Genomic DNA, 18,953 nt, shown 5'->3' with positions numbered 1-18,953 from the left:
CGATGCGGCCGGTCAATATCGCCGAAAAACAATAGCCGGCTGTTTTCTTGCCCTCTCGAGCCGCCCGACGCTGCCGCCTCACCGGCCCCGAGATGGTCCTCGGCCGCTCCAAGCCTCGTTCCATCTCCTCCCGCATGGGTCGGCGGCAGGTGGAAGGCGCGGACGACAGAGGTGCCCCTCATGGAAGGCGCGCGCCCGGCACCCCCGGGAGGCGCCGGCGCGGGGGAAGAGCGCGCGCGGGCGTATCGCGGCCCGCCTCGCGAGATGGCGGGGGCACAAACGAAAATCCCCGCCCTTCTGGGGAGGGCGGGGATGTCCTTTCGTCAGGTTCCGATGCCGAGCCGGCCCGGATGGACCACTTTCACTTGCGGCGGGCGATCGGCACGTAGTCGCGGCGGGTGGCGCCGGTGTAGAGCTGGCGCGGGCGGCCGATGCGCTGGCCGGGATCCTCGATCATTTCCTTCCACTGGCCAATCCAGCCCACGGTGCGGGCGAGAGCGAACAGCACGGTGAACATCGAGGTGGGGAATCCGAGGGCGCGGAGCGTGATGCCCGAATAGAAGTCGATGTTCGGATAGAGCTTGCGCTCGACGAAATATTCATCCTGCAGCGCGATGCGCTCCAGCTCCACCGCGATGTCGAGCAGCGGGTCGTCCTTGATGCCGAGCTCGCCGAGCACCTCATGGCAGGTCTTCTGCATGATCTTGGCGCGCGGATCGTAGTTCTTGTAGACGCGGTGGCCGAAGCCCATCAGGCGGAACGGATCGTTCTTGTCCTTGGCGCGCTTGATGAATTCGGGGATGCGCTCCACCGAGCCGATCTCGCCGAGCATCTTCAGCGCCGCCTCGTTGGCGCCGCCATGCGCCGGCCCCCACAGGCAGGCGATGCCGGCGGCGATACAGGCGAAGGGGTTGGCGCCGGAGGAACCGGCGAGGCGCACGGTGGAGGTCGAGGCGTTCTGCTCGTGATCGGCGTGCAGGGTGAAGATGCGGTCGATGGCGCGCGAAAGCACCGGATTGACCTTGTACTCCTCGCACGGCACCGAGAAGCACATGCGCAGGAAGTTGGAGGCGTAGTCGAGCTCGTTCTGCGGGTAAACGAAGGGCTGGCCGATGGTGTATTTGTAGGCCATCGCCGCCAGAGTCGGCATCTTGGCGATCATCCGTACCGAGGCGATCATCCGCTGCTGCGGGTCGGAGATGTCGGTGCTGTCGTGATAGAAGGCCGAGAGCGCGCCGACCGAGGCCACCATCACCGCCATCGGGTGGGCGTCGCGGCGGAAGCCGTGGAAGAACCGGCTCATCTGCTCATGCACCATGGTGTGGCGCGTGACGCGGTAGTCGAAATCCGCCTTCTGGGCGGCGGTGGGTAGTTCGCCATACAGCAGCAGGTAGCAGGTCTCGAGGAAGTCGCCCTCTTCGGCCAGTTGCTCGATCGGGTAGCCGCGATAGAGCAGCACGCCCTCGTCGCCGTCGATATAGGTGATCTGGCTCTCGCAGCTCGCCGTGGAGGTGAAGCCGGGATCGTAGGTGAACATCCCGGTCTGGCCGTAAAGCTTGCCGATATCGACGACCTGCGGCCCGATCGTGCCGTTCAGAATCGGAAGTTCCCAGCTCTTGTCGCCGATAGTCAGTGTGGCCGTTTTCGCGGAAGTGCCGTTGATGGCGTCCATGCGGGGTCTCCCTGGAGTCAATGGACCGAACGAAGCGGAGCGCGTCGGCGGGGGTTCTCGCCTTGTTGTGCGGCAGCCGTTTCCGAGGGGCCTTCTATGCTCCCCAGTGGCTGGACGCGTAAAGTCGTAACGGTTTCGATCCGTGCTCGCAAGCGCAGCGGACACGGTAGTGCGATAACATCGAAATCCAGTAACGGCAGGGCGTTTGATCGATTTCGCACCTGCATCAACACTTCGTCGTAAGCCCTTCAGGCTGCCCGGGGGACGGTGGCCTGATCGGCGATGCGCGCCAGCGACTCGTCGCGTCCCAATACCGCCAGCACATCGAAGATGCCGGGAGAGGTGGTTCGTCCGGTCATGGCGGCCCGCAGCGGCTGGGCGATGGCGCCGAGCTTGACGCCCTTGGCCTCGGCGACGGTGCGCACCGCCGCCTCGGTGCCGGCGGCGGTCCAGTCCGGCGTCGCCGCCAGCGCCTCATGGGCGCTCGCCAGCAGGGCGCGGGCGTCGTCGGTCAGCAGCGCCTTGGCCTTGTCCTCCATGTCGAGCGGACGCTGCTTGACGATGTAGCCGGCGCTGTCGATCAGCTCGACCAGCGTCTTGGCGCGCTCCTTCAGGCCGGGCATGGCGGCGAGCAGCTGTCGGCGGCGCTCGGGGGTGAGCGCGTCGGCGATCGCGGCGCCGTTGGGCAGATGCGGCAGCAGCTGGTCGATGGCGGCCAGCAGCTCGGCGTCCGGCGTCGCCCGCATATAGTGGCCGTTGATGTTCTCCAGCTTGGCGAAGTCGAACCGGGCCGGCGAGCGGCCGACGCGGTCGAGATCGAAATGGGAGATCATCTCCTCGGTGGAGAAGATCTCCTGGTCGCCGTGGCTCCAGCCGAGGCGCACCAGATAATTGCGCAGCGCGGCCGGCAGGTAGCCCATGGCACGATAGGCGTCGACGCCGAGCGCGCCATGGCGCTTGGAAAGCTTGGCGCCGTCCGAGCCGTGGATCAAAGGGATATGCGCCATGGTCGGCACGCCCCAGCCGAGCGCGCGGTAGATCTGCGTCTGGCGGGCGGCATTGGTGAGATGATCGTCGCCGCGGATGATGTGGGTGACGCCCATGTCGTGGTCGTCCACCACCACGGAGAGCATATAGGTCGGCGTGCCGTCCGAGCGCAGCAGCACGAGGTCGTCCAGCTCCTTGTTCTGGAACACCACGCGGCCCTGCACCAGGTCGTCAATCACCGTCTCGCCCTCGGTCGGCGCCTTCAGGCGGATCGCCGGCTTGGCGCCGGCGGGCGCCTCGGCGGGGTCGCGGTCGCGCCAGCGCCCGTCATAGCGCGGCGCGCGGCCTTCCTTGCGGGCGGTCTCGCGCATCTCCTCCAGCTCCGCCGCGGTGGCGTAGCAGGGATAGGCGTGGCCGGCATCGAGCATCTGCTGCACCGCCTCGCGGTGCCGTTCGGCGCGGGCGAACTGGTAGATGGTGTCGCCCGACCAGTCGATGCCGAGCCAGGTGAGCCCGTCGATGATCGCCTCGATGGCCTCCGGCGTGGAGCGCTGGCGGTCGGTGTCCTCGATGCGCAGCAGCATCTTGCCGCCCTTGGCATGCGCATACAGCCAGTTGAACAGCGCGGTGCGGGCGCCGCCAATGTGCAGGAAGCCGGTCGGGGAGGGGGCGAAGCGGGTAATGACGGTGTCGGACATCGGCTTTCCGTGTCGTCGCCGGGCGTTTTGCGCGGGGCGGTAGCGGTCGGGATGCGTGCGTGTACCATAGGAGCGCGAGCGGGGAAAAGCCGCCGTGCGGCCGCCGGCCGCCGGCGCGGGGGAAATGCGGGGGCATGGCGGGCAGGGGCGGAGCGGACGCAAAGTCGCGCGCGGACGCCGGGGCGCGGGCGATCGCCTCGCCGGCGACGGCCGCGGCCGTGCCGCGCGACGCCGTCTCCGGCCGCACGCCTTTCGCCGACGCCTCGTTCTCCCGCGCGGGCCGCAACCCCTATCCGCTGCCGGCCCGGCTCGCCGCCGCTTTGGGGGCGATGCTGGCGCAGGAGGTCGAGGACCGGCGCGCCTCGCTGTTCGTCCCCGTCGGCTTCGCCATCGGCATCGCGCTCTATCTCGGCGCCGCGACCGAACCTTCGCCCTATGCCGGGCCGGTGGCGTTCGCCGTCTTTCTGGGGCTCGCTTTGGCGGCGCGGGCGCGGCCCTTCGCTTTCTATGCGCTGGCGCTGGCGGCGACGCTCGCCGCCGGCTTCGGCGTCGCCAGCCTGCAGGTGCAGCGCATCGCCCATCCGGTGCTGGCGGCGCCACTCGCCGGCGTCGCGGTGAGCGGAAGCGTCGAGCAGGCCGAACTGCGGCCGCGCGGCAGCCGCATCGTGCTGAAGGTGACCGGCTTCGACCGCCCGCCCGAGGTGGCGCCGCAGCGGGTGCGCATCGCGCTGGCCTCCTCCAGCCCGCCGCCGGTCGGGGCGCATGTGAGCGTGCGGGCCGATCTCGCCGCGCCGCCCGGGCCGGCCTATCCCGGTGGGTTCGATTTCGGCCGCGCCGTCTGGTTCGAGGGCATCGGCGCCACCGGCTATGCGGTCGGCAAATGGCGGGAGACGCCGGCACCGGCCGCGCCGGATCTGCGGCTTGCCTTTGCCACTTGGCTGGAGGCGAGCCGGCAGGCGATCGCGGCGCGCATTCGCGCGGTGCTGCCGGGAGAGGCGGGCGGGGTGGCGGTGGCGCTGGTCACCGGCATTCGCGGCCAGGTGCCCGAGCCGCTGGAGGAGGCGATGCGCATTTCCGGCCTGTCGCACATTCTTTCGATCTCCGGCCTGCATATGGCGCTGGTGGCGACGACGGTGTTCTTCCTCGCCCGCGCCTTGCTGGCATTGTGGCCGGGGCTGGCGCTGCGCCGGCCGATCAAGGCCTGGGCGGCGGTTCCGGCGCTGGCCGCCGCCACCTACTATCTGCTGCTGTCAGGCGCCGAGGTGGCGACGCAGCGCTCCTATGTGATGACGCTGCTGGTGCTGTGCGGCGTGATGCTCGGACGGCCGGCGCTCACCCTGCACACACTGGCGCTGGCGGCGCTGATCGTGCTGACGCTCGCGCCCTGGGCGATCCTCGATCCCGGCGCGCAGATGTCCTTCGCCGCTACGCTGGCACTCGTCGTTGCCTATGAGCGCGGCGGCCGTCGCCTTATCGCCGCCGGCGCCGGCCGGGTGCCGTGGTATGCATCCGGCCCGGCGCGCTGGCTGGCGGCGCTGGCGCTCACCTCGCTGGCGGCGGGCCTCGCCACCGCGCCCTATGCCGCCTATCACTTCCAGCGCCTGGCGCCCCTCAGCCTTGTCGCCAATCTTGCGGCGACGCCGCTGGTCAGCTTCGTCATCATGCCGGCCGGGCTGATGGGCACGCTCGCCATGCCCTTCGGCTGGGAGGCGCCGGCGTTCCGGGTGATGGGCTGGGGCATCGATGCCATGAACGCCATCGCCCGCGACGTGGCGGCGCTGCCCGGCGCCGATGGCGGCGTGCGGGCCATGCCGCTCGCCAGCCTGGCGCTGATCACCTTCGCCTTTCTCGCCGCCTGCCTGCTGCGCACCCGGCTCGCTTTGGTGGCGGTGGTCTTTGCGGCGGCGGCCATCTGGCCGCTCGCCGCCGCCCGCCCTCCCGACGTGTTGATCGACGCGCAGGCGCGGACCGTGGCCGTGCGCGGGCCGGACGGGCAGCTCGCGCTGATGGGCGATCGCCGCAAGGGCCTTGCCGAGCGGTTTTCCGCCGAGCAGTGGCTCTCGGCCGAAGGGTTGCGCGGCAAGGGGGCGGGAGCGGCGCCCGCCTCATCGCCGGGGCACGCCGCCCCGGCGGTAGATGCGGCGCAGTCGCCGGCAAGATCGGCGGCGCCGGGAGCGCCGACCGGCCGATGCGATGCACTTGGCTGCGTCCTGCCGGCACGCGACGGGCGGCTCGTCGCCTATCCGCTCGACCGCGCCGCGCTGGCGGATGACTGCCGCCGCGCCGCGCTGGTGCTGACACGCTTTACGGCGCCGGCGGATTGCGCCGCCGAGGTGGTGCAACTCGACCGGGCGGGCGAGGGGGCCGGGACCGCTTTCCTGCTCGAGCCGGACGGCGGCTGGCGCCGCATCGATGCCCGCCCGCCGGATGGCGCGCGCCCCTGGCTCCCGGGATCCTCGAGCTATTTCCGCAAGACTGCGCCGTGATTCTGCGAAAAGAACGGCGCCGAAACAAAGAGCAGGAGCCTTCCCGGTGAACCGGGTTCACCGAAAGCGCTCAAGCGCGAAATCCGCAGGGGTGTCACCGGCCACCCGGTCCCCGCGCCGGGATTCAGGACCATCGATGTGTCGGAAGCATTGCGCCGCCGCCGGCACGGCGCAGCTTCGCCCCGTCAAAACGCTGGTCCGCCGGCGGTGAGGCTCAGTAGCGGCGGAACAAGCCGACCAGCCGCCCCTGGATGCGCACGCGGTCCGGCCCGAAAATGCGGGTTTCATAGGCCGGGTTGGCCGCTTCCAGGGCGATGGAGGCTCCCTTGCGGCGCAGCCGCTTCAGCGTCGCCTCCTCGTCATCGATCAGCGCCACCACGATCGAACCGGTCTCGGCGGTGTCGCCGCGGCGGATCAGCGCCAGGTCGCCATCGAGAATGCCGGCCTCGATCATCGAATCGCCGCGCACCTCCAGCGCGAAATGCTCGCCGCCGCCGAGCATCTCCGCCGGCATGGAAATGGTCTGGCTCGGCGACTGTATGGCGGAGATCGGCGAGCCGGCGGCGATGCGGCCCATGACCGGTACCGGGATCGGCCGCATCGCCTCGTCGTCGCCCGGCGGCGGCGCGGCAGGGCGGGAGCGGCCGAGGCTGCCCTCGATCACGCTCGGTGCGAAGTTGCGGGGCTGGGCGGAAGCCGCCGGCTTCGGCATCGCCTGCACCGTCTCGGGCAGGCGGATCACTTCCAGCGCCCGCGCGCGATTTGGCAGCCGGCGGATGAAGCCGCGCTCCTCCAACGCGGTGATCAGCCGGTGGATGCCGGATTTGGACCGGAGGTCGAGCGCTTCCTTCATCTCCTCGAAAGAGGGCGGTACGCCGCTCTCCTTCAGGCGTTCATTGATGAAGCGGAGCAGTTCGTGTTGCTTGCGGGTGAGCATCAGCGCAGGTCCATCCCCGGCGGGCAGCCAAAATGAAACAAATCACGAACAAACACTATCCGTTCTTTTTGTGTTCCACAATCGGTAAATAAAGCCCTAAGCGGTCGACGCGATGATGGGCTCCCGCTAATGTATGCAATGTCACGGTCATTGCCTAAGTGATACGCAGATTTGGCTTCTTGCTTGATTGGGAGATCCGCATTGCCTGCCACGATCGCCGACATTCTCCATGCGCACCGCTCCGGCCGCTCGACTCCATCGCGCACCGTCGCCGCCTGCCTGGAGCGGATCGAACGGCATGCCGATCCGTCGATCTTCACCGCGCTGTTCGGGCGCGAGGCGCTCGCCGAGCAGGTGGCGGCGCTGGAGGGGCGTGATCCGTCGAGCCTGCCGCTCTATGGCGTGCCGTTCGCGGTGAAGGACAATATCGACGTCGCCGGGCTGCCAACCAGCTGCGCCTGTCCGGATTTCGCCTATGTCGCCGCGCGCGATGCCACCGCCGTCGCGCGCCTGCGGCGGGCCGGCGCCATCGTCATCGGCAAGACCAATCTCGATCAGTTCGCCACCGGCTTGAACGGCACCCGTTCGCCCTATGGCACGCCGCGCAATGCCGTGCGCGCCGATCTGGTGCCGGGCGGCTCGAGCTCGGGCTCGGGCGTGGCGGTGGCGGCGGGGCTGGTGGCCTTCGCGCTCGGTACCGATACCGCCGGTTCGGGGCGCATCCCCGCCGGGCTGAACAACATTGTCGGCATCAAGCCGAGCCTCGGCCTGGTCTCGACGAGCGGTCTGGTGCCGGCCTGCCGCACGCTCGACTGCATTTCGGTGTTCGGCCTCACCGTCGACGACGCCTTCGCCGCGCTCCGGGTCATGGCCGGGCCGGACGAGGCCGATCCGTTCTCGCGGCCGCTGCCGCTCGGCACGCCGGGCGCCTTCCCGGTGGCGCCGCGCATCGCCGTGCCGCGGCCGGAGGACCGGGTGTTCTTCGGCGATCGCCAGGCCGAGGCGGCCTTCGCCCAGGCCATCGCCCGCATGACCTCGCTCGGCGCCCGCCTCGTCGAGATCGCCATGGAGCCGTTCCACGAGACCGCCAAGCTGCTCTATGAGGGGCCGTGGGTCGCCGAGCGCTATGCCGCGGTCGGTCCGTTTCTCGAGGCGAAGCCGGAAGCGTTCAACGAGGTGGTCCGGACCATCATCGAGGAGGGACGCCGGCGCACCGCGGTCGAGACCTTCCGCGGCCATTACCGCCGCGTCGAACTTGCGGCGCGCACCCGCGTCAGCCTCGCCGGCTGTGATGCGCTGATGGTGCCGACCATGCCGACGGTCTACACGGTGGAGGAGATGCTGGCCGATCCGGTGCGGCTCAATACGCATCTCGGCGTCTACACCAATTTCGTCAATCTGCTCGACATGTGCGGCATCGCCGTGCCCTCGGGCCTGCGGCCGGACGGGGCGCCGGTCGGCGTCACCCTGCTGGCGGGCGCCGGGCGGGATGCGCACCTCGCCGCGCTGGCCTCCGCCTTCCATGCCTCGACCGATCTGCCCATGGGCGCCACCGGCGAGAAGCTGCCGCCCTTGCCGCCCGCCGCCCCGCGCGCCGGCGCCGGCTATCACGAGATCGCGCTGTTCGGCGCGCATCTTTCCGGCCTGCCGCTCAATGGCGAATTGCTGGAAGCGGGCGGCGTGTTCATGCGCCGCGCCCGCACCAGCGAGGACTACCGGTTCTACGCGCTCCCCGAGGGACGGGTGCGCCGGCCCGGCCTGCTGCGCGTCGAGGCCGGCACCGGCGCGTCGATCGAATGCGAGATCTGGGCGCTGCCGGCCGAGGCCTTCGCCCGCTTCGTCGACGCCATCCCGGCGCCGCTCGGCATCGCCACCATCCTCCTTGAGGACGGCAGCCGGGTGAAGGGCTTCGCGCTGGAGGCGGTGGCGGCGCGCGATGCGCGCGACATCACCGGCTTCGGCGGCTGGCGAGACTTCCTCGCCGAGGAGCAGCGGCAGCGGCAGGCGGCCGGCATTCCGGCGGCGGAGTAGAAAGCCCAGTATTATCAGATCAGTTGCGCGTATTTCTCATATGCGTCGTGAACGATGGAGATATGGTCGCGCATCGCCGCGGCCGCGCCGTCGCGGTCGCCGCGCAGGATCGCGGTGACGACGCGGTCATGCTCCTGATGCGATAGCGCGAGACGTCCCAGCGCCCGGAACTGGGCGCGGCGGAACGGCGAGAGCCGCTGCCGCGTCGCCAGCGTCAGCTCCACCAGATAGTCGTTGTGGCCGCCGGCATAGATCGAGGTGTGGAACTGCTCGTTGGCCTCGCGATAGGCGGCGAAATCGCCGAGACGCATCATCTCGCCCATCTCGGCATGCAGCATCTCCAGCCGCCGCCGCTCGGCGGGGGCGATGTTCTGCGCGCAGAGCCCGGCGCACAGCGCTTCCAGCTCCGCCATTACCTCGAACATGTTCTGCAGCCGCTCGAAGCTCGGCCGGGCGACGATGGCGCCGCGATGCGGGCGGGCATCGATCAGGCCGGAGGCGGCGAGCTCGCGAATGGCTTCGCGCACCGGCGTGCGCGACACGCCGAAGCGGGCCGCCAGCGCGCTCTCGTCCAGCAGCGTGCCGGGCGGCAGCAGGCCGCGGGTGATCTCGTCGGCGACCTGCTCGCGAATATCCTCGGCGCGGGTCTTGCGGCCGAGCCGGGGCGCTCCGGTCGGGGCGGCGACGGCGACAGGACTGTCGGGAAGCGACATGTCAGCTCCGCCGGCCGGCGCGCGGCAACGGGCCCGCGAGAACGGGCGCGAGGGCATCATGCGCGGCGAGGAGAGCGGTGGAACGGATCATCGGCTCACGGCAGGCTATAGGGTTCACGGCAGGCTGGTGCACGGGTTGGAGACGGATTCGGCGCTTATGCCGGGTCGGCGATCAGGCTGACATGGGCGGCGACGACTTTCCATCCCCCGGCGGTCCGCATCCAGGTCTGCATCTGCCGGCCGACCTTGCCGGGGGCCGAGGCACGGCGGAACAGCGTCGCCGCGGTGGCCATGTCGCGGCCATAGGTGGTGATCACCGTGCCGTCGAGGCTCCGCTCCAGCCCGTGCGGCGAGCGGCCGGCACGGAAGGCGCGGATCGCCGCGATGCCGTAGAGGTTCTCGCCGCCGCCAAAGCGGATGGTGCGCGGATCGTCCCAGAAAAGATCGTCGAGGGCGGCGATGTCATTGCTGGTCAGCGCCAGCTCGTAGCGGGCGAACGCCGCCTCGACTTCGGCCAGCACGTCCGGGATATTGATGTCCATCGCCCTGAGATTCCTCGCATCTTGCCGTCGGCCAGCACACAGCCTCAGCGGCGCGGGGTCAATCCTCCAGCGGCAGAATCTCGCATGGCTCGCCCGCTTTGGCGGCGGTGGCGTGCGGCCGGCGCACCAGCAGCGCGCCGGCGCGGGCGAGCAGGCTCAGCATCGAGGAATCCTGCACCGGCATCGGCCGGACCAAAGCTGTTCCGGCGTGGTGGCCGACGATCTCGGCGCGCATGAAGTCCATGCGATGGTCGTTGGCCTTCACATCGACCGCAAGCTCGGCCGCAACCAGCTCCAGCCCGCCGACCCCGGCCTCGCCCTGCATCCGCCGCAGCAGCGGGCGCAGGAACAGCAGGGCGCAGACATAGGCCGAGACCGGGTTGCCCGGCAGCCCGAGCACGTGGCTGTCGAAAGCATGGGTGCCAATCCCCTGCGCAGCGGGAAAACCGCCGAACATCAGTGGCTTTCCCGGCCGCAGCGCGATCTTGTGCACCGCCAGCGTCGCGCCTTCGGCGGTGAGCGCCGGGGCCACGAGGTCGTGGTCGCCGACCGAGGCGCCGCCGGAGGTCACGAGGACATCGAGCCCGGCGTCGCGTGCGGCGCGGATGCCCTCGCGCGTCGCCTCCATCCGGTCCGGCAATATGCCGCGGTCGCTCACGTCGGCGCCGGCCCGCCTGGCGATGCCGCCGACCGCATAGATATTGGAGAGGATCACCTGATGCGCCTGCGCGCCCATTCCCGGCCGCACCAGCTCGTCGCCGGTGGAAAGCAGGCCCACGCGCGGGCGCCGGGACACCTCCACCTGCGCCAGATCGCAGGCGGCGACGAGCGCGAGGTCGCGCGCGGTGAGCCGGTGCCCGGCCTTCAGCACCGTCTCGCCCTGGCGGAAGTCGCCGCCGGCCTTGCGGCTGTGCCGGCCCGGCGTCGCCGCTTCGTTGATGCGGATGCGGGCGCCGTCGCGCGACGTGTCCTCCTGGATCACCACCGCGTCGGCGCCGTCCGGCACCACCGCGCCGGTGAACAGCCGCACGGCCTGTCCCGGCCCGAGCCTGCCGGCATAGGGCCGGCCGGCGGCGGATTCGCCCGCCACCTCCAGCACCGCGCCGAGCGTGGCGTCGCCGGCGCGCACCGCATAGCCGTCCATCGCCGAGACGTCGCGGCCCGGCGTGGTGCGTCCCGACACTACCGGCGCCGCCAGCACCCGACCCAGCGCCGCGTCGAGCGGCACGGTCTCGGCCGGCAGCGTTCGGGCTTGCGACAGCAGGAGTTCCAGCGCCTCCTCGACCGGCATCAGCGCGGGCTTCGCCATGGCTAGGACACCTGCCAATGGCCGGAGCGGCCGCCGGCCTTCTCCAGCACCCGGATGCCCTCGATCCGCATACCGCGATCCACCGCCTTGGCCATGTCGTAAATGGTGAGGCAGGCCACCGACACCGCGGTCAGCGCTTCCATTTCGACGCCGGTCTGGCCGGCGGTGCGCACGCTCGCCCGCACATGCAGGCCGGGCAGGGCGGCATCGGCCTCGATCTCCACCGCCACCTTGGAGAGCAGCAGCGCATGGCAGAGCGGGATCAGCTCATGGGTGCGCTTGGCGGCCATGATGCCGGCGAGCCGCGCGGTGCCGATCACGTCGCCCTTCTTGGCGTTGCCGCTTTCGATCAGCGCCAGCGTTTCCGGCAGCATCACCACCCGGCCTTCGGCCACGGCGATACGGTCGGTCACCGCCTTGTCGGCGACGTCGACCATGTTGGCGGCGCCGGTGGCGTCGATATGCGAGAGCTTCGGCGGGTCGGCGGCGTCGCCCATGGGTTCAGCCCGCCGCGCGCTGCGGGGCCGGGGCGGCAAGCAGCGCCTGCGTCGCCGCCGCCACGTCGTCCTGCCGCATCAGGCTCTCGCCGACGAGGATGGTGCGGATGTTCACGCCCGCCAGCCGGGCAATGTCGTCGGGGGTGAAGATGCCGCTCTCGCCGACGATCACCCGGTCGGCCGGAATCCGTGGGGCGAGGCGCTCGGACGTCGCCAGCGTCACCTCGAAATTGCGCAGATTGCGGTTGTTGATGCCGACCAGCCGGGCGGGCAGCGTCAGGGCCCGGTCGAGCTCGGCATCGTCATGCACCTCGACCAGCGCGTCCATGCCGAGCCCGTGCGCGGCGTCGACGAGGTCGCGTGCCAGCGCATCGTCGACCGAGGCCATGATGACGAGGATGCAGTCGGCGCCCCAGGCGCGGGCCTCCATCACCTGGTAGGTATCGTAGAGAAAGTCCTTGCGCAGCGCCGGCAGCGAGCAGGCCGCGCGCGCGGCGGTGAGGAATTCCGGTGCGCCCTGGAAGGAGGGGGTGTCGGTCAGCACCGAGAGGCAGGCGGCGCCGCCGGCCTCATAGGCCTTCGCCAGCGCCGGCGGATCGAAATCCGGCCGGATCAGCCCCTTGGACGGGCTGGCCTTCTTGATCTCGGCGATCAGCGCGGTCCTGCCGGCGGCGATCTTGGCCTCGATAGCCTTGAGGAAGCCGCGCGGGGGTGCGGCGGCGGCGGCGCGGGCGGCGATCTCCGCCGGCGGCACCTTCAGCTTGGCCGCGGCGATCTCCTCGCGCTTATAGGCGCCGATCTTCTCGAGAATGTCCGCCATCGCGCCTTACTCCTCGATGTCGTTGGAGACCGCGACCAGCCGCGCCAGCGCCGCCTCGGCATGGCCGCCATTCAGGCTCCAGCGGGCGAGCTCCAGCCCTTCGCCGATCGCGTCGGCCTTGCCGGCCACCACCAAAGCGGCGGCGGCGTTCAGCAGCGCGATGTCGGCATAGGCATCCTTGGCGCCGTTGAGCACGGCGCGCAGGGCCAGCGCATTGACCTCGCCGTCGCCGCCCTTCAGCGCCTCCGGCGTCGCCCGCGCGATGCCGAAGCGCTCGGGGTCGATCTCGAAGCTGGCCAGCTTGCCGTCCTTGAGCTCGGCGACATAGGTGGGGCCGGTGGTGGTGATCTCGTCCAGCCCGTCCGAGCCGTGCACCACGAAGGCGCGCTCGGAGCCGAGCGTCTTCAGCACCTGCGCCAGCGGCTCGATCCAGCCGCGCGCGAACACGCCGACCATCTGCCGCGTCACCCCGGCGGGGTTGGACAGCGGGCCGAGCAGGTTGAAGATGGTGCGGGTGCCCATTTCCACCCGCGTCGGGCCGACATGCTTCATCGCCGGGTGGTGTGCCGGGGCGAACATGAAGCCGATGCCGGCCTCGGCGATGCAGCGGGAGATGCCGGCCGGCGACAGGTCGATCCTCACCCCCAACGCGGTGAGCACGTCGGCGGCGCCGGATTTGGAGGACAGCGCGCGGTTGCCGTGCTTGGCCACCGGCACACCGGCGCCGGCGACGATGAAGGCGGCGCAGGTGGAGATGTTGTAGGAGCCGGACGCATCGCCGCCGGTGCCGACCACGTCGACCGCGCCGGCCGGGGCGACGACGCGCAGCATCTTGGCGCGCATGGTGGAGACGGCGCCGGCGATCTCCTCGACATCCTCGCCGCGCACACGCAGGCCCATCAGCACGGCGCCGATCTGCGAGGGGGTGGCCTCGCCGGACATCATGATGTCGAAGGCGCTCGCCGCCTCCGCCCGCGTCAGCGTGGCGCCGGTGGCGATCTTGCCGATGACGGCCTTCAAATTCTCCATGGTCCCGCTTTCCGCTGCCGCTTTCGTCTTTGCCCGCGCCTCAGGCCGCGCGCGAACGGCGGGGGCCGGCGTTCCAGGCGCGTGCGAGGTCGAGGAAGTTCTTGAGTATGGTCCGGCCGTGCTCGGAGGCGATGCTCTCGGGATGGAACTGCACCCCGTGCACCGGCAGCTCCTTGTGGGAGAGCCCCATGATCAGGCCGTCCTCGGTCTCGGCGGTGATGGCGAGCGGGGCGGGCAGGGTGTCGCGCGCGACGATCAGCGAGTGGTAGCGCGTCGCCTTGAACGGGCCGTTGATGCCACGGAACACGCTCTCGCCGCGATGGTGGATGTCGCTCATCTTGCCGTGCAGCGGCAGTGGCGCGCGCACCACCTCGCCGCCGAACACCTGGCCGATCGCCTGGTGGCCGAGGCAGACGCCGAATACCGGCACGCCCTCGCCGGCGGCGCGGGCGATGAGGTCGAGGCAGATGCCGGCCTCGTTCGGCGTCGCCGGGCCGGGGGAGATGACGATGGCTTCCGGCCTCAGCGCCAGCGCCTCGTCGGTGGGGAGGGTGTCGTTGCGGCGCACGTCCACCTCCACCCCGAGCCCGCCGAGATAATGGACGAGATTCCAGGTGAAGCTGTCGTAATTGTCGACGAGGAGGATCATCGCGGGTCCGTTCGAGCGGCGAGCTTCCGACTTGGGGAAGCTCTAGGATGCGAGGTGGCGCGGGGTCAAGCCGCACCTGATGAGCCCGTCAGCGCCCACCACGCCATCGCTCGCCACGCTCCCGGTCCATCGCCACTCTGCCGTCCTGCTGCGGACTTACCATCCTGAGCCGCCGCGACGTCGAGCTTCGCGGCGCTTTCGGATTGTCCGGTGAAATACTTAGGATGCACCCGGGTATCGGGTCAAGCCACGGCGGTAGTACGCCCAGGCTGCCACTACCGCGCCGTGTTCCGGCTCGGCAATAAGGATTCGCCCGCATATGGTTCGTTTGAAATTGGGAAGATTATCCGGGCAAGTACGCAAAACTTGTTCAAGCCGCCCTGCGGCACGGGGCAGTAGGTGCAAGTTGCCGTACAATCACAGATAGAAAGTTACGTAAGGGAATGTATCCGACCGGCACTCCGTGCCGGTGGCCGGGGGCTGTCATGTCCCCGGCCGTTCGCCCGTCGAGCCAAGTCATGCTTCCGCCGATACGAAGACGGAACGGGTCGGCAGTACGTAAAAATATCGGGATGCCGTAGCGTTCTCGAAGATTTTTCAGAATTGTGCTTGAAATAAGTTTATTTTAGTTCTAAATCGGTACGGGATTGGGGCGACCCGACATCTTGTGCCCCGGTAGCCGTTGCAGGCGGGGGCCCCTGATGTCCGAGGTTGAGGCCGGCTCTTGGCTGAATTCGATCGTCACCACCATCCAGGAAGCCCCCATCTCCCCAGAGCTGTGGGACGAGGTTCTGGCCAGTCTGATGGCGAGAACCGGCGCCCAGGTCGGCTTCTTCATCGGCCTGGCCAATGGCAACGGCAAAAGCAACGGAAACGGCGGTCATGGTCATGGTCATGGTCATGGCCATGGTCATTGCGACGGCGACAAGGCCGCCGTCGTCGCGCGCGGCGCGCCGAAGGCAACGCTGCTATGCCCGGAGATCGTGTCGTTCTTTGATACGGCCACCCAATCGCTCGGGCAGGGCGCGACATTCGAGGTCGAACTGCGCGACCTCGCGGTGCGGCCGGAGGCGCGCGCCCTGCGCCATGCCTTCGGCGATCACGGGCTGATCTGGGGCATGCTGATCGCGCGCGAAGGGCAGCGCCGCTTCGCGCTGTTCCTCCTCCATCCCCACAATGGCAGCCGCTCCTGGGCGAAGCAGAAGGAGGAGGTGATGTCGATCCTCCCCTATCTGCAGCTGTCGTTCAAAACTCACCGGGAACTGGTGCGCCAGCGGGAATTGGCGGAGCGGATGGAGTTCATCTTCACCAATGCGCCGACCCCGCGGGCACTGGTCCGGTCCGATCTGAAGATCGTTCAGGCCAACCGGGCCTTCATCGCCCTGGTCACCGACAATCCCGATATCGGCATCTCCGATGGCGAACTGGAAATTCACAACCCGGCGCTGGCGGAAGAGATTCACGGGTCGCTCGATGCCATCCTCGCCGGGCGGATCGATCGCCGGGTGGTGTGGATACATCGCGGCTGCGAAGCGCATGGCTGGATCGTCAGTCTCGCCGTCGCCACCCGCAACGGCCATAGCTCGGTGCTCTTCAAGGTCGCGGTGTCGGTGCCGGAGCGGGTGGCGCTTCTCAGCATCCGCGAACTGGGCCGCAACGATTCCCTCAAGCCCGATGCCGTCCGCATGGTGCTCGGCCTGACCGCCACCGAAGCCAGCATCGCCTGCGCGCTGGCCAGCGGTGAATCGAGCACCGAGATCGCCCAGGCGCGCCAGGTCTCCAAGAACACCGTCCACAACCAGCTGGCTTCGGCGATGAACCGGCTTGGATTGCACCGGCAGCCGCAACTGCTGAACCTGCTCTCGCAGCTCTCATTCTTCATGTAGCTGCGCCATCGGCATAGTATGGACGGACCAATTTCTAAGATTGTTTAATTACACGCATCCGGATTTGAGCGGGAATCATGCCGATATCTTCCAAAAGGCTGGTTGAATTTCGGTCGAGTATGTCTGTAGAGCCATAGCTATTTTCCTGGGGCCGTTAATAAAGAACGGGAAACCCAAGGAGATAAGCCATGAAAATCACGTCTGTACTGTGCGTCGCCGCCTTCGTCCTGGTCGCGATTCCCACCGCCTATGCCGCAGGCAACGAGGCCGATGTCTCGCAGACCGGCAAGGGTAACCAGGCCGGCATCGGTCAGGTCGGCAAGGGCAACTATTCCGGCATCGGCCAGGTCGGCAAGAAGAACGAAGCCGTGTCGCTGCAGGCCGGCAAGGGCAACGTCTCCGGCATCGGCCAGTTCGGCAAGAAGAACGAGGCTCTGACGGTGCAGGCCGGCAAGGGCAATGTCTCCGGCACCCTGCAGTTCGGCAAGTACAACGATGCCACCACCGTTCAGGTGGGCAAGGGCAATTCCTCGGTGATCGTCCAGCATTGAACGACGCGGCCAGGACCACAGGGCGGCCGGCGGTCATCGATGAATGTCCGCCGGCCGCAGCGGTTTCGTGAGGAGACAGCAAGATGATCGTAGCAGCTGCCACTATACCGCCGTGCCATATCGAGGCGGTTGAAAGAAACGGCTTCGTCAAGCTCGAGGCGGTGCTCGACGGCCATCTGGTCGAAAAGGGACAATATGTGCTGGTCGTCCGCTCGGGGGGATCCGACAACGTGTCGACCTCACGGCAGGGCGGCGAGTTCGAGGCCGGCGAGCTGGAAAACGGCCGGCTGGCGACGGCCTATGTCGGCGCAGCCGGCTGGAGCGCGCAGCTGAAGGTCTATTCCCATGACGGTAAGCTGGTTTGCGCGACCTCCAAATCGTAATCGCGAGCAGCGCAGCCGCCGGCCGGCCCATCGTTTCGAGTTGCGGTCCACGGCTAGGCTGCCCACCGTCCGGGGCGAACCCGGCGGCACCGGGGAACCCGAGGCCGATGTCCTCGGGTGGCCTTGAACGCCGGCGGCCTTCCACCGCCGCCGGCTGCCGGTGCCATCGCTTTCCAGCCGGGCGTCCGGCTGCTTCAGGAAGATCCCCGGCGATCCCGGCGCCGGCTCCGCGTCGGCGCTCCGCTCACTGCCCCCGGCCGGCCCGCGCCGCGAAGCGCACCGCTTCCTCGCCGGCCCGGAACAGCGCCTTGGCCTTGTTGGCGCATTCCTGCTGTTCGCTTTCCGGCACTGAATCGAAGACGATGCCGGCGCCGGCCTGCACATGCATCTTGCCGTCCTTCACCACGGCGGTGCGCAGCACGATGCAGGTATCCATCTCGCCATCGGCGCCGAAATAGCCGATGGCGCCGGCATAGATGCCGCGCTTGTCGTGCTCCAGCTCGTCGATGATTTCCATCGCCCGCACCTTCGGCGCCCCCGACACCGTGCCGGCGGGGAAGCCCGCCGCCAGGGCGTCCAGCGCGTCGTGCTTCGGGTCGAGGTCGCCCTCGACATTGGAGACGATGTGCATCACCTGGCTGTAGCGCTCGATGAAGAAGCTTTCCGTCACCTCCACCGTGCCGATGGCGGCGACGCGGCCGACATCGTTGCGGCCGAGATCGAGCAGCATCAGGTGCTCGGCCCGCTCCTTCGGGTCGGCGAGCAGTTCCTCCTCCAGCGCCTTGTCCTCCTGCGGGGTGGCGCCGCGCCGGCGGGTGCCGGCGATCGGGCGGATGGTGACGGTGTTGTCGCGCAGCCGCACCAGGATTTCCGGCGAGGAGCAGACGATGGAGAAGCCGCCGAAGTTGAAATAGACCAGGAACGGCGCCGGGTTGATCCGCCGCAGCGAACGGTACAGCGAGAAGGGCGGCAGGGTGAAGGGCGCGTCGAAGCGCTGCGACAGCACCACCTGGAAGATGTCGCCGGCGCGGATATATTCCTTCGCCCGCTCCACCATCGCCAGATAGGCCTCCGGCTCGGTGTTGGAGACCGGCACGACGAGCTGGTGCAGCGCGTCCTCGGCGGCCTGGGCGGGCAGGGCATCCTCGAGCGCCGCCACCACCCGGGCGATACGCTCATGCGCGGCCTCGAGCGCGGCGGAGGCGGAGACGCCGGCCGCCGGACGCACCGGGGTGACCACCGTCACCTCGTCGCGCACCGCGTCGAACACCACCATCACGGTCGGGCGGATGAAGATGGAATCCGGCACGCCGAGCACGTCGGGCTTGGCCTCCGGCAGGCGCTCCATCTGCCGCACCATGTCGTAGCCGAGATAGCCGAAGATGCCGGCGGCCATCGGCGGGGCCCCGTCGGGCAGGGCGATGCGCGATTCCTCCACCAGCGCCCGCAGCGCGGCCAGCGGCGGCTGGGCCAGCGGCTCGAAGGCGCCGGGGTCGAGCGCGGCGCGGCGGTTGATCTCCGCCTTGCCGTCGCGGCAGCGCCAGATCAGGTCCGGCTCCATGCCGATCATCGAGTAGCGCCCGCGCGTGGCGCCGCCCTCGACTGATTCAAGCAGGAAGGAGTTCGGCCGGTCGCCGGCGATCTTCAGATAGGCCGAGACCGGGGTTTCGAGATCGGCGACCAGCGTTTCGCCGATCACCTGCGCCTCGCCGCGCGCATAGACGCCGGCGAAGGCTTCCGCATCGGGAGTGAGATTCATCGCA

At 69.2% G+C, this 18,953-nt stretch carries 16 protein-coding genes; 5 read left to right on the top strand and 11 right to left on the bottom strand.

Annotation, left to right across the window (positions count from 1 at the left end; all coding sequences use genetic code 11):
• Positions 1-361: 361 nt before the first annotated feature.
• On the bottom strand, positions 362-1,672 hold the full coding sequence (gltA, locus tag J2X65_RS15025) for a citrate synthase (protein WP_310202405.1): 1,311 nt from the start codon (positions 1,670-1,672) through the stop codon (positions 362-364).
• A gap of 248 nt (positions 1,673-1,920) precedes the next feature.
• Entirely contained in the window at positions 1,921-3,357 is a 1,437-nt protein-coding gene (gene gltX / locus J2X65_RS15020; protein WP_310202403.1) for a glutamate--tRNA ligase, read from the bottom strand.
• A 134-nt stretch (positions 3,358-3,491) separates the two neighbouring features.
• On the opposite strand from gltX, the gene J2X65_RS15015 reads away from it, so the two are divergent.
• Entirely contained in the window at positions 3,492-5,843 is a 2,352-nt protein-coding gene (locus J2X65_RS15015; RefSeq protein WP_310202401.1) for a ComEC/Rec2 family competence protein, read from the top strand.
• Positions 5,844-6,057: 214 nt separating this feature from the next.
• Here the strand turns inward: J2X65_RS15015 and lexA are convergent, their stop codons facing one another.
• The gene (gene lexA, locus J2X65_RS15010) at positions 6,058-6,780 is read right to left on the bottom strand and encodes a transcriptional repressor LexA (protein ID WP_310202399.1); all 723 of its coding nucleotides are present in this window, start codon (positions 6,778-6,780) and stop codon (positions 6,058-6,060) included.
• 201 nt (positions 6,781-6,981) lie between these two features.
• Here lexA and atzF point away from each other — a divergent pair, with 201 nt between their 5' ends.
• Entirely contained in the window at positions 6,982-8,811 is a 1,830-nt protein-coding gene (atzF, locus tag J2X65_RS15005; protein ID WP_310202397.1) for an allophanate hydrolase, read from the top strand.
• 14 nt (positions 8,812-8,825) lie between these two features.
• Here the strand turns inward: atzF and J2X65_RS15000 are convergent, their stop codons facing one another.
• From J2X65_RS15000 to J2X65_RS14970, 7 genes are all read right to left on the bottom strand, one after another.
• Positions 8,826-9,524 (bottom strand): GntR family transcriptional regulator, encoded by a 699-nt coding sequence (locus J2X65_RS15000; RefSeq protein ID WP_310202394.1) that lies wholly within the window; start codon positions 9,522-9,524, stop codon positions 8,826-8,828.
• Positions 9,525-9,679: 155 nt separating this feature from the next.
• Positions 9,680-10,066: an oxalurate catabolism protein HpxZ gene (hpxZ, locus tag J2X65_RS14995; RefSeq protein ID WP_310202392.1), complete on the bottom strand. Its 387-nt coding sequence runs from the start codon at positions 10,064-10,066 to the stop codon at positions 9,680-9,682.
• A gap of 58 nt (positions 10,067-10,124) precedes the next feature.
• Positions 10,125-11,375, bottom strand: a complete 1,251-nt coding sequence (gene glp / locus J2X65_RS14990) for a gephyrin-like molybdotransferase Glp (protein WP_310202390.1) — start codon at positions 11,373-11,375, stop codon at positions 10,125-10,127.
• Positions 11,376-11,377: 2 nt separating this feature from the next.
• Entirely contained in the window at positions 11,378-11,872 is a 495-nt protein-coding gene (gene moaC / locus J2X65_RS14985) for a cyclic pyranopterin monophosphate synthase MoaC (RefSeq protein WP_310202388.1), read from the bottom strand.
• Positions 11,873-11,876: 4 nt separating this feature from the next.
• Entirely contained in the window at positions 11,877-12,692 is an 816-nt protein-coding gene (trpC, locus tag J2X65_RS14980; protein WP_310202386.1) for an indole-3-glycerol phosphate synthase TrpC, read from the bottom strand.
• Positions 12,693-12,698: 6 nt separating this feature from the next.
• Entirely contained in the window at positions 12,699-13,721 is a 1,023-nt protein-coding gene (gene trpD / locus J2X65_RS14975) for an anthranilate phosphoribosyltransferase (protein ID WP_310202384.1), read from the bottom strand.
• A 40-nt stretch (positions 13,722-13,761) separates the two neighbouring features.
• The gene (locus tag J2X65_RS14970; protein ID WP_310202382.1) at positions 13,762-14,370 is read right to left on the bottom strand and encodes an aminodeoxychorismate/anthranilate synthase component II; all 609 of its coding nucleotides are present in this window, start codon (positions 14,368-14,370) and stop codon (positions 13,762-13,764) included.
• Between the two features lie 701 nt (positions 14,371-15,071).
• On the opposite strand from J2X65_RS14970, the gene J2X65_RS14965 reads away from it, so the two are divergent.
• The 3 genes from J2X65_RS14965 to csgH all read left to right on the top strand — a co-directional run bounded on the left by J2X65_RS14965 (position 15,072) and on the right by csgH (position 17,190).
• Positions 15,072-16,256: a LuxR C-terminal-related transcriptional regulator gene (locus tag J2X65_RS14965; RefSeq protein ID WP_310202381.1), complete on the top strand. Its 1,185-nt coding sequence runs from the start codon at positions 15,072-15,074 to the stop codon at positions 16,254-16,256.
• A gap of 188 nt (positions 16,257-16,444) precedes the next feature.
• Positions 16,445-16,807 (top strand): hypothetical protein, encoded by a 363-nt coding sequence (locus J2X65_RS14960; RefSeq protein ID WP_310202379.1) that lies wholly within the window; start codon positions 16,445-16,447, stop codon positions 16,805-16,807.
• A gap of 83 nt (positions 16,808-16,890) precedes the next feature.
• Positions 16,891-17,190 carry a curli-like amyloid fiber formation chaperone CsgH gene (gene csgH, locus J2X65_RS14955; RefSeq protein ID WP_310202377.1) on the top strand — a complete coding sequence of 100 codons (300 nt, stop codon included), beginning with the start codon at positions 16,891-16,893 and terminating at the stop codon, positions 17,188-17,190.
• Between the two features lie 244 nt (positions 17,191-17,434).
• Here csgH and trpE read toward each other — a convergent pair whose 3' ends face one another.
• On the bottom strand, positions 17,435-18,949 hold the full coding sequence (trpE, locus tag J2X65_RS14950; protein ID WP_310202375.1) for an anthranilate synthase component I: 1,515 nt from the start codon (positions 18,947-18,949) through the stop codon (positions 17,435-17,437).
• Positions 18,950-18,953: the final 4 nt, after the last annotated feature.

This window comes from Ancylobacter sp. 3268, from assembly GCF_031456575.1.
Taxonomy (GTDB): Bacteria; Pseudomonadota; Alphaproteobacteria; order Rhizobiales; family Xanthobacteraceae; genus Ancylobacter.
Note: the sequence above shows the minus strand (reverse complement) of the source record. Positions and strands in the feature narration are given on the sequence as shown.